Source organism: Idiomarina sp. UBA4520 (assembly GCF_002388365.1).
In the GTDB taxonomy this organism is placed as follows: Bacteria; Pseudomonadota; Gammaproteobacteria; order Enterobacterales; family Alteromonadaceae; genus Idiomarina; species Idiomarina zobellii.
The window spans coordinates 402-12718 of sequence record NZ_DGMK01000014.1; the positions used below are offsets into that span (position 1 = coordinate 402).

General features: G+C 46.8%; 6 protein-coding genes. All 6 read right to left on the reverse strand.

Annotated features, from left to right (window positions below; genetic code table 11):
- The coding region (locus tag B3850_RS05745; protein ID WP_286911528.1) for a GTP-binding protein at nucleotides 1-422 on the reverse strand (422 nt) is incomplete at its 3' end.
- 60 nt (nucleotides 423-482) lie between these two features.
- Nucleotides 483-2609: an elongation factor G gene (gene fusA / locus B3850_RS05750; protein ID WP_058576744.1), complete on the reverse strand. Its 2127-nt coding sequence runs from the start codon at nucleotides 2607-2609 to the stop codon at nucleotides 483-485.
- Nucleotides 2610-2639: 30 nt separating this feature from the next.
- A complete protein-coding gene (gene rpsG, locus B3850_RS05755; RefSeq protein ID WP_053953115.1) occupies nucleotides 2640-3110 on the reverse strand; it encodes a 30S ribosomal protein S7 in 471 nt (156 codons plus the stop codon).
- Between the two features lie 76 nt (nucleotides 3111-3186).
- Complete coding sequence (gene rpsL / locus B3850_RS05760; protein WP_006956845.1) at nucleotides 3187-3561, reverse strand: 30S ribosomal protein S12; 375 nt, start codon at nucleotides 3559-3561, stop codon at nucleotides 3187-3189.
- A 206-nt stretch (nucleotides 3562-3767) separates the two neighbouring features.
- Nucleotides 3768-8003 carry a DNA-directed RNA polymerase subunit beta' gene (gene rpoC / locus B3850_RS05765; protein WP_053953116.1) on the reverse strand — a complete coding sequence of 1412 codons (4236 nt, stop codon included), beginning with the start codon at nucleotides 8001-8003 and terminating at the stop codon, nucleotides 3768-3770.
- A gap of 72 nt (nucleotides 8004-8075) precedes the next feature.
- A complete protein-coding gene (rpoB, locus tag B3850_RS05770) occupies nucleotides 8076-12104 on the reverse strand; it encodes a DNA-directed RNA polymerase subunit beta (protein WP_286911529.1) in 4029 nt (1342 codons plus the stop codon).
- Nucleotides 12105-12317 lie beyond the last annotated feature (213 nt).

The following is a 12317-nucleotide window of genomic DNA, read 5'->3' on the forward strand; positions in this document are numbered from 1 at the left end:
ACCATGTCACATTTGTTCATGAATACAACGATGTAAGGAACGCCTACCTGACGTGACAACAGGATGTGCTCACGTGTTTGTGGCATTGGGCCGTCAGTTGCCGCTACTACCAGGATTGCGCCGTCCATCTGTGCAGCACCGGTGATCATGTTTTTAACATAGTCAGCGTGCCCTGGGCAGTCTACGTGCGCGTAGTGGCGAGTTGGTGTGTCATATTCAACGTGAGACGTTGAAATAGTGATACCACGCTCTTTCTCTTCTGGCGCGTTATCGATGGCTGCGAAATCTTTCGCCGCACCACCATAAACTTTTGCCAAAACAGTTGTAATAGCAGCGGTCAGGGTAGTTTTACCGTGGTCAACGTGACCAATGGTGCCGACGTTTACGTGCGGCTTCGAACGTTCAAATTTTTCTTTAGACATGATATATCCTCAAATTTAAGTTGAAAGCCCGGTCCTGTGTAAGACCGGACCAGACCTTACTTAACCTTTAGCGTTACGCTCAGCCATCACTTTTTCAGCGATGTTGTTTGGTGCTTCACCATACTTCAGGAATTCCATCGAGTAAGATGCACGACCCTGAGTTTGTGAACGCAAGTCAGTTGCGTAACCAAACATCTCAGACAGTGGAACTTGAGCGTTAACCGCTTTCAAGCCACCTGGCGCTTCTTCCATACCTTCGATGAGACCACGACGACGGTTCAAGTCGCCAACAACATCACCCATCGACTCTTCTGGAGTAATAACTTCGACTTTCATCATTGGTTCAAGCAGAACTGGGTCAGCTTGCATTGCACCTTTTTTGAAAGCCATGCTACCAGCGATCTTAAACGCCATTTCTGACGAGTCAACGTCGTGGTAAGAGCCATCATATAGGGTTGCTTTAACACCCAATACTGGGTAGCCAGCTAATACACCTTGCTCCATTTGCTCTTTAATACCACGATCAACTGCTGGGATGTACTCTTTTGGTACCACACCACCAACAATTTCGTTAACGAATTCGTAAGTAATGTCTTCGCCTTCATCGTCTTCTTCGATGGTCATTGGCTCAAGTTTCAGCCATACGTGACCGAACTGACCACGACCACCTGATTGACGTACGAATTTACCTTCGACTTCAACCGGCTTACGAATGGCTTCACGATATGCAACCTGAGGTTGACCAACGTTACATTCAACTTTGAACTCACGCTTCATACGGTCAACGATGATGTCCAGGTGAAGCTCGCCCATACCAGAGATAATGGTTTGGCCAGATTCTTCGTCCGTTTTAACACGGAACGATGGATCTTCTGCTGCCAATTTACCTAAAGCGATACCCATTTTCTCTTGGTCAGCTTTAGTTTTCGGCTCTACCGCAACAGAGATTACCGGCTCTGGGAATTCCATACGCTCAAGAATGATCTTGTTGTTTGGATCACACAGCGTGTCACCAGTAGTTACGTCTTTAAGACCAATTAGTGCCGCGATGTCACCAGCGCGAACTTCTTTGATCTCTTCACGGCTGTTAGAGTGCATCTGTACCATACGGCCAACACGTTCTTTCTTATTCTTAACAGGGTTAACGACACCGTCACCTTGATTAAGAACACCAGAGTAAACGCGTACGAAGGTCAAAGTACCAACGAATGGGTCTGTTGCAATTTTGAATGCCAATGCTGAGAAAGGCTCATCATCAGATGATTTACGCACACCTTCTGATTCATCATCCAAAATACCAGTGATTGGCTTAACTTCTGTAGGAGACGGCAAATATTCAATAACCGCATCCAGTACTGCTTGAACACCTTTGTTTTTGAACGCTGAGCCAGCAGCTACCAAGCAGATTTCGTTCGCCAATGTACGGGCGCGAAGACCTTCTTTGATTTCAGCTTCTGTTAACTCACCTTCTTCAAGGTATTTATTCATCAGGTCTTCGTTAGCTTCAGCCGCAGCTTCAACCAACTCAGCGTGATACTCTTCACACTGGTCAACCATATCAGCAGGGATGTCTTCATAAGTGAAAGACGTACCCATGTCTTCGTCATTCCAGTTGACGAATTTCATTTTGATCAAGTCAACAACACCACGGAAGTTATCTTCCGAACCTACTGGCAGTTGCATTGGTACAGCAACTGCGTTCAAGCGTGTTTTCATCTGATCAACAACTGACAAGAAGTCCGCACCTGCTCGGTCCATCTTGTTGACAAATACCATACGTGGTACTTCATATTTATTCGCCTGACGCCAAACAGTTTCTGTTTGAGGCTGAACACCTGAAGACGCACACAAAACAACGACAGCACCGTCAAGAACACGCAGAGAACGTTCAACTTCAATGGTGAAGTCAACGTGTCCAGGAGTATCGATGATGTTTACACGATGCTCAGGGAACTGCTTATCCATACCCTGCCAGAAACAGGTCGTTGCTGCTGAGGTGATAGTAATACCACGCTCTTGTTCTTGCTCCATCCAGTCCATGGTGGCTGCACCATCGTGCACCTCACCAAGTTTATGAGACAGGCCAGTGTAGAACAACACACGTTCTGTCGTGGTTGTCTTACCAGCGTCTACGTGAGCACAGATACCGATATTACGATAGCGCTCAATGGAAGTTTTACGAGCCACAATAAACTCCTTTCTAGGTTAACTGTGAATTTACCAGCGATAGTGAGCAAACGCTTTGTTTGCTTCAGCCATGCGGTGAACGTCTTCACGTTTCTTCACAGCTGACCCTTTGTTTTCTGATGCATCTAGCATTTCAGCTGCCAGACGCTGCGACATTGATTTTTCACCACGGGTGCGCGCTGCATCAACTAACCAGCGCATAGCCAGTGCGTTACGACGTACCGGACGAACTTCAACTGGAACTTGGTAGGTAGAACCACCAACGCGACGAGATTTAACCTCGACGGTAGGACGCACGTTTTCTAGTGCATCATCAAAAACGTCCAGATGACCTTTGCCTGACTTCTCTGCCAGGATGTCCAGTGCACCGTAGATAATCTTTTCAGCGACTGCTTTTTTGCCGTCAACCATGACGACATTTATAAATTTGGCCAACAACTCTGATCCGAACTTAGGATCCGGCAGGATTTTACGTTGACCTATGACGCGTCTTCTTGGCATCTCAATATTCTCCGATTAATTCAGGGTATTACCCAAAACTTATGAATTACAGTTTGGCCTTACTAACGGAGAACCGTTAAGACTTAGGCCGCTTCGCGCCGTACTTAGAACGGCCTTGTTTACGATCGTTAACACCTGAACAGTCAAGTGCACCACGAACGGTGTGGTAACGAACACCTGGCAAGTCTTTTACACGACCGCCACGAATCAGTACGACTGAGTGTTCTTGTAAATTATGTCCCTCACCGCCGATGTACGAAGATACTTCGTAACCGTTGGTTAAACGAACACGGCAAACTTTACGCATTGCAGAGTTCGGTTTCTTAGGGGTTGTGGTGTAAACACGGGTACATACTCCGCGTTTTTGAGGGCACGCTTCAAGAGCCGGAACGTTGCTTTTCACAACGGGCTTTTGACGGCCTTTACGCACCAGCTGATTAACTGTTGCCATTCATTACTCCTAGTTTAGTTGATGTCGCTTTTTAGCGCGCACAATGTGCGTGAAAAATCGCTTTTTTCCGACCATACAAAGTCGGATCCCGAAAATCGGGAGCCGAAATTCTAATGGTCATATTTTCACCTGTCAAGGTTATAAAAAAGAAGCCAGCACTATTATTAGTACTGGCTTCTGTACAAATAGGCTAAAAGCGTATTTGTTTATTCAGCAGAATCGTCTTTTGGTGACTCGTTTCCTGCATTAAGAGCGTCCGCTAATTGTTGCTCAGCTTGCTCTGCAGTCATTGATGGTTCTTCATCAACTTGTAACTCGTCGAGGCGACGCTGCATACGTTCTTTGTGATACGAGTAACCGGTACCTGCCGGAATTAATCGACCCACAATAACGTTTTCTTTCAGGCCGCGTAAGCTGTCTTTACGTCCGCCTACCGCTGCTTCGGTCAGGACACGAGTTGTTTCCTGGAACGACGCCGCAGAAATGAACGATTCTGTCGACAGTGACGCTTTAGTGATACCTAATAGCTGACGCTCGAAAGATGCTGGCGTTTTGCCTTCAGCTTCTGCTTTTGCATTCGCTGCAAGCACTTCCGCCATTTCAACCATTTCGCCTTCCAGCAGGTTAGTATCATTCGCACGAAGAATTAACGCTTTACGCAACATCTGACGAACAATCGTTTCGATGTGCTTATCGTTAATCTTAACACCCTGTAGTCGGTAAACTTCCTGAACTTCATTCACGATGTAGTTTGCTACAGCGCTTACGCCACGCAGACGCAGGATATCGTGTGGTGCTTCCGGACCATCGGCGATAACCTCACCTTTCTCAACCTGTTCACCTTCGAACACGTTAAGCTGACGCCACTTCGGAATCATTTCTTCGTGCTGCTCAGCACCATCGTTTGGTGTGATGATTAAGCGACGCTTACCTTTGGTTTCCTTACCAAATGACACCGTACCTGTCTTCTCTGCCAGAATTGCAGGCTCTTTCGGACGACGTGCTTCGAATAAGTCAGCAACACGCGGAAGACCACCGGTAATATCACGAGTCTTCGAACCTTCTTGCGGAATACGCGCCAAGGTATCACCGACTTTAACTTCGGCGTTGTCTTCCAGGTTGATGATAGCGTTACCTGGCAAGAAGTATTGCGCAGGAATATCGGTACCGGCGATGTTCACGTCGTTACCTTTCCCGTCAACCAATTTAACCATTGGACGCATGTCTTTACCGGCACTGGTACGTTGACCAGTTTCCAGTACTACAATGCTTGAAAGACCTGTCAGCTCGTCGGTTTGACGCGTCATAGTAACGCCGTCAATTAAGTCGACAAACTTGATACGACCTTCCACCTCGGTAATGATTGGGTGAGTATGCGGGTCCCAGTTAGCGACAGTTTCGCCGCCTTCAACTGCATCACCTTCACCTTTTTTCAGTACCGCACCGTAAGGTACTTTATAACGCTCGCGCTCACGACCGTATTCATCGATAAGCGTCAACTCAGTTGAGCGAGAAGTAATTACATGCTCTTTATCGCTGTTTACAACCCACTTCGCGTTGTGCAGCTTGATAGTACCTGAGTTCTTAACTTGTACGCTGTTCTCTGCCGTTGCACGCGATGCCGCACCACCAATGTGGAAGGTACGCATGGTCAGCTGTGTACCCGGCTCACCGATTGACTGTGCAGCGATAACACCAACCGCTTCACCTTGGTTAACCATGTGGCCACGAGCCAAGTCACGACCGTAACAGTGCGCACAAACACCAAAGTCTGTGTCACAGGTAATAACCGAGCGAACTTTAACTTCATCGATAGAGTTTTCTTCGAGAATGTCACAGTTCTTTTCATCAAGCAGCGTGTTGCGAGGTAACAGAACGTCTTCGCTACCCGGCTTCAGAACGTCATCACAAAGGACACGGCCTAGCACGCGCTCACGCAATGGCTCTACAACGTCACCACCTTCAATTAATGGCTTCATTGTCAGACCGTCGTGTGTACCACAGTCTTCTTCCATGATAACGACGTCTTGAGAAACATCGACCAGACGGCGAGTCAGATAACCTGAGTTCGCTGTTTTCAGTGCCGTATCCGCAAGACCTTTACGAGCACCGTGAGTCGAGATGAAGTACTGAAGTACGTTCAGACCTTCACGGAAGTTCGCAACGATAGGCGTTTCGATGATTGAGCCATCTGGCTTCGCCATCAGACCACGCATACCAGCCAACTGACGAATCTGCGCAGGGCTACCACGAGCGCCTGAGTCCGCCATCATGAAGATAGAGTTAAAGGATGCTTGCTCTTCGTCTTTACCGTCTTTATTGGTGACAATTTCTTTCGACAAGTTATCCATCATCGCTTTCGAGACTTTCTCGTTCGCGGTTGACCAGATATCGATAACTTTGTTGTATTTCTCACCAGCGGTTACCAGGCCAGACTCAAACTGTTCCTGAATTTCAGCAACTTCTTCTTCCGCCGCTGCGACGATTTCTTTCTTCGCTTCAGGAATAACCATGTCGTTGATACCAACCGACGCACCTGAAACCATCGCGTAGTGGAAACCGGTGTACATGATTTGGTCGGCAAAAATAACCGTGTCTTTCAAGCCCAGATTACGGTAAGCCTGGTTAAGCATACGAGCGATAGGCTTTTTGCCCATAGCCTGATCGATAAGCTCAAACGGCAAACCTTCTGGCATAATTAATGACAATAATGCACGGCCTACGGTTGTATCACGTACCGCAGTTTTAGTCGTACGGTTACCGTCTTCGTCAGCGGTTGTGTCCGTAATACGCACTTTAACGCGTGAATGCAGTTCTACATCACCATTACGGTAAGCTTTTTCTGCTTCAGACGGGCTTTTGAAAATCATGCCTTCGCCTTTACCGTTAATTTTCTCTTTGGTCATGTAGTAAAGACCCAATACAACGTCCTGTGAAGGTACGATGATTGGATCACCACTTGCTGGTGACAGTACGTTGTTGGTTGACATCATCAACGCACGAGCTTCTAACTGAGCTTCCAAAGTCAGCGGCAAGTGCACAGCCATTTGGTCACCATCAAAGTCGGCGTTATATGCCGCACAGACCAATGGGTGTAACTGAATCGCTTTACCTTCAATCAGTACTGGTTCAAATGCCTGAATACCTAAGCGGTGAAGTGTCGGTGCGCGGTTCAGAAGTACTGGGTGCTCTTTGATGACTTCATCCAGAACGTCCCAAACTTCCGCGGTTTCGCGCTCAACCATTTTCTTAGCTGCTTTAATGGTTGTTGCTAAACCACGACGCTCCAACTTGCCGTAAATAAACGGCTTGAACAGTTCCAGAGCCATCTTCTTCGGAAGACCACACTGGTGCAAGCGTAACTTAGGACCAACGGTGATAACCGAACGGCCTGAGTAGTCAACACGTTTACCCAACAAGTTCTGACGGAAACGACCCTGTTTACCTTTGATCATATCTGCCAAAGATTTCAGAGGACGCTTGTTAGAACCTGTGATAGCACGACCACGACGACCATTATCTAATAAGGCATCAACCGCTTCCTGAAGCATACGCTTCTCGTTGCGCACAATAATATCCGGAGCCGCCAAATCTAACAGGCGCTTCAGACGGTTATTACGGTTAATAACGCGGCGATACAGGTCGTTCAAGTCTGATGTTGCGAATCGGCCACCATCCAGCGGTACCAACGGACGTAAATCTGGTGGTAGTACTGGTAATACTTTCAGAATCATCCACTCTGGCTTGTTGCCAGACATTTGGAAAGCTTCTAACAACTTCAGGCGCTTGCTGATTTTCTTACGTTTTGTTTCAGAGTTGGTTTCAGGTAACTCTTCGCGCAACGTTTGAATTTCAGCGTCAATGTCGACAGCACGCAATAAATCAAGCACCGCTTCGGCACCCATTTTTGCGTCGAACTCATCGCCATGTTCTTCTAAAGCGTCCAAATATTCTTCTTCTGTCAGAATCTGACCTTGTTCTAAAGACGTTAAGCCGCCTTCAGTAACTACGTAAGATTCAAAATACAATACACGCTCAATATCACGCAGAGTCATGTCGAGCATAAGACCGATACGTGATGGCAGTGATTTTAAGAACCAGATATGCGCAACAGGGCTCGCCAGTTCAATGTGACCCATACGCTCACGGCGCACTTTGGTTAAGGTGACTTCGACACCACACTTCTCACAAATAACACCGCGGTGCTTCAAACGCTTGTACTTACCGCACAAACATTCATAGTCTTTTACCGGACCAAAGATACGCGCACAGAACAAACCGTCACGCTCTGGTTTGAACGTACGATAGTTAATAGTTTCCGGCTTTTTGACTTCACCGTATGACCAACTGCGGATCATATCTGGCGAAGACAAAGCAATACGAATTCCGTCAAATTCGTCTGCTTGATTCGTCGGCTTTAAAAGCTTCAACAAGTCTTTCACGATTTATCTCCTGTCGGAGTTCAACCTATGGGGAGTGAACATCACTCCCCCAGTAATTCCAGCAACAGACGCTTAGTTCTGTTCCAGCTCGATATTGATGCCCAGAGAGCGAATTTCTTTCAACAATACGTTGAACGACTCTGGCATACCCGCTTCCATTTGCAGGTTATTGTCGACGATGTTTTTGTACATCTTCGTACGACCGTTTACGTCGTCCGACTTAACCGTCAACATTTCTTGCAAGGTGTATGCAGCACCGTATGCTTCTAATGCCCAGACTTCCATCTCACCGAAGCGCTGACCACCAAACTGTGCTTTACCACCCAATGGCTGCTGAGTTACCAAGCTATAAGAGCCGGTAGAACGAGCGTGCATCTTGTCGTCGACCAAGTGGTTTAGTTTCAGCATGTACATGTAACCAACAGTCACATCACGCTCAAACTTATCACCCGTGCGACCGTCAAACAGTGGTATCTGACCTGACTCAGGTAAATCTGCTAGTTTCAGAAGCTCTTTAATTTCTTCTTCAACCGCACCATCAAATACTGGTGTTGCTGTTGGCAGACCTGCTTTTAGGTTACCTGCTAAGCGCATCACTTCGTCATCAGAAAACTCACTGATATCGACTTTCTGGCGGCACTCACCCAGGTCATAAACTTGCTGTAAGAAGTCGCGTAGCTCTTTCATGGCCCGCTGCTGCTTCAGCATCTTGTCTATTTTGCTACCAATTCCGCGAGCAGCCATACCCAAGTGTGTTTCCAACACCTGACCAATGTTCATCCGCGACGGTACACCCAATGGGTTCAATACGATATCTACCGGGTTACCTTCATCATCGTGAGGCATGTCCTCAACTGGGATGATAGTAGAGATAACACCTTTGTTACCGTGACGACCAGCCAATTTATCACCAGGCTGAATGCTACGTTTGACCGCTAAGTAGACTTTTACGATTTTCAGTACGCCAGGCGCTAAATCATCACCTTGAGTGATTTTACGACGCTTGTTTTCGTACTTCGTATCGAAATCGTCACTAATTTGCTGGTACTGCTCGGCAATTTGTTCTAATTGCGCTTGAGCGTCTTCAGAACCTAAGTCCTGAGTTAACCAGTTTTTGCGGTCCATGCTTGCTAATTTAGCTTCATCGAAGCCATTAGCTAATAGCAAGTTGCGCGCACGGTTGTAGATACCTTCTTCAAGAATCTTAAATTCTTCTGTCAGGTCTTTCTTAACCTTCGCCAGTTGCATCTCTTCGATAGCAACGGCACGTTTATCTTTTTCAACGCCATCGCGAGTAAAGACTTGCACATCGATAACAGTACCGTTAACACCGTTAGGAACGCGCAGCGAGCTGTCTTTAACGTCTGACGCTTTTTCACCGAAGATAGCTCTCAAAAGCTTCTCTTCTGGCGTTAACTGTGTTTCGCCTTTAGGTGTCACTTTACCGACCAGTATGTCGCCGCCATTAACTTCAGCACCAACATAAACAACACCGGCTTCATCAAGTTTGCCCAGCGCTGACTCACCAACGTTCGGAATATCTGAAGTAATTTCTTCAGCACCCAATTTGGTGTCACGAGCAACACAGTTCAGTTCTTGAATGTGAATAGTGGTTAAACGGTCTTCTTGCGCAACACGCTCAGAGATAAGGATTGAATCCTCAAAGTTATAACCATTCCAAGGCATGAACGCGACACGTAGGTTTTGGCCAAGTGCCAATTCACCTAAGTCTGTCGATGGACCATCTGCTAATACGTCGCCACGAGTCACCGGTTCACCAGGATTAACCGTTGGTTTCTGGTTAATACAGGTGTTTTGGTTAGAGCGTGTGTACTTAGTTAAGTTGTAAATGTCGATACCTGCTTCACCCGGCACCATTTCTTCTTCATTTACTTTAACTACGATGCGGCTCGCATCGACGTAATCAACAACACCACCACGTTTAGCAACAACGGTAACACCCGAGTCGACCGCGATAGTGCGTTCAATACCAGTACCAACTAACGGCTTATCTGCACGTAGCGTTGGTACCGCCTGACGTTGCATGTTTGATCCCATCAAAGCACGGTTAGCATCGTCGTGCTCAAGGAATGGAATCATGCTTGCTGCAATTGACACGATTTGCTGAGGAGCAACGTCCATATACTGAACTTGCTCTTTACTCATCAATGTAAATTCATTTTTGTGTCGGCAAGGCACTAAGTCTTCAGTTAACTCACCTTTGTCATTCAGCGCTACGTTCGCCTGAGCGATAACATAGTTGCCTTCTTCAATGGCTGACAAGTAGTCGACATCGTCAGTAACAACACCATTTTCAATACGGCGGTAAGGCGTCTCAAGGAAACCGTACTCGTTCGTTCTTGAGAAGCTCGACAGCGAGTTAATAAGACCGATGTTCGGTCCTTCCGGCGTTTCGATTGGGCACAAGCGACCATAGTGAGTCGGGTGTACGTCTCGAACTTCGAAGCCTGCTCGTTCACGCGTCAAACCGCCCGGACCTAATGCAGAAATACGACGCTTGTGCGTGACTTCTGACAACGGGTTGTTTTGGTCCATGAACTGAGACAATTGGCTTGAGCCAAAGAACTCTTTCACGGCAGCGCTGATTGGCTTCGCGTTAATCAGGTCTTGTGGCATGGTGTTGTCTAAATCGCCAAGAGACAAACGCTCTTTAACGGCACGCTCAACACGTACAAGACCTACACGGAATTGGTTTTCCGCCATTTCACCAACCGAACGAATACGACGGTTACCCAAGTGATCAATATCATCCACTTCATCAAGACCGTTACGAATCTCGATAAGCTTCTTCATGACATCGATAATGTCTTCTTTCGACAACGTATTCTCACCACTTAAGTCGTCACGACCTAAACGGCGGTTAAACTTCATGCGACCAACGGTCGATAAATCGTAACGCTCTTCGCTGAAGAATAAGTTATCGAATAATGCTTCTGCTGCTTCGCGAGTCGGCGGTTCGCCTGGGCGCATCATACGATAGATTTCAACCAACGCTTCCAAGCGGTTTGTGGTTGAATCTACGCGCAGCGTTTCGCTCATGTAAGGACCGTGGTCCAAATCATTCACGAACAGCGTTTCAATTTTCTTAATACCGGCTTCGCTCAATGCCGCAATTAACTCAAGCGTTAATACGTCATTTGCGTGGCCAATAACTTCGCCTGTTTTCTTATCGGCGTAGTCTTTTGCTAATACTTTTCCGACCATGTATTCAGTCGGCACGTCCATTTCTTTAATGTCTAGTTTCTCTAACTGACGAATATGGCGTGCGGTAATACGACGGCCTTTTTCAACCAATACTTCGCCATCAGCACCTTTGATGTCGAACTTCGCTGTTTCGCCGCGAAGACGCTCAGGCACCAACTCCATCTTGACTTTAGTTTTCAAGATTTCGAAGTAGGTTGTCTCGAAGAACATATCGAGCATTTCTTCGGTGCTGTAGTCTAGCGCACGAAGAATAATAGACGCCGGTAATTTACGGCGACGGTCGATACGAACGAACACGTTGTCTTTAGGATCAAACTCAAAGTCTAACCACGAGCCACGGTATGGGATAACTCGCGCGTTATACAGAACTTTACCTGACGAATGTGATTTACCTTTGTCATGGTCAAAGAAGACACCAGGAGAGCGGTGAAGCTGAGAAACGATAACTCGTTCTGTACCATTGATAACGAAGGTTCCGTTTTCTGTCATTAACGGAATTTCGCCCATGTACACTTCTTGCTCTTTAATGTCTTTAACCGTGCCGGCTGCTGCTTCTTTATCAAACAGGACCAGACGCAGTTTCACACGCAGAGGTGCTGAGTAGGTAATACCACGAATTTGACATTCTTCAACGTCAAACGCCGGCTCACCCATGTGATAACTGACGTACTGCAGTTCCGCATTACCTGAGTAGCTGGCAATAGGAAAAACCGAACGAAAAGCCGCTTCCAAGCCGTTATTGGCATCTGGATCGACTTCAATAAATTTCTTAAATGAATCAAGCTGCATAGACAGCAAATAAGGCACTTCTAAGACCTGCGGTCGTTTACCAAAGTCCTTACGAATACGTTTTTTCTCAGAGTAGGAGTACGCCATGGGGTTCCTCAGCTAGCTGATTGATGACCCTAACCAACGAGTGGTTCGATGGTTAAGACAGATGAATCTTTTATCTGTCGATCCCGTGTTGTTTTTGCAAAACTTGTATCCCAACCTCGGGCAAAAATGATACAAGCAATACAGCGCAAAAAGGCTGGTGGTTATTTAACCACCAGCCCAAGGCCCTAAAGAGCCATATTTTGTACAAAAGTC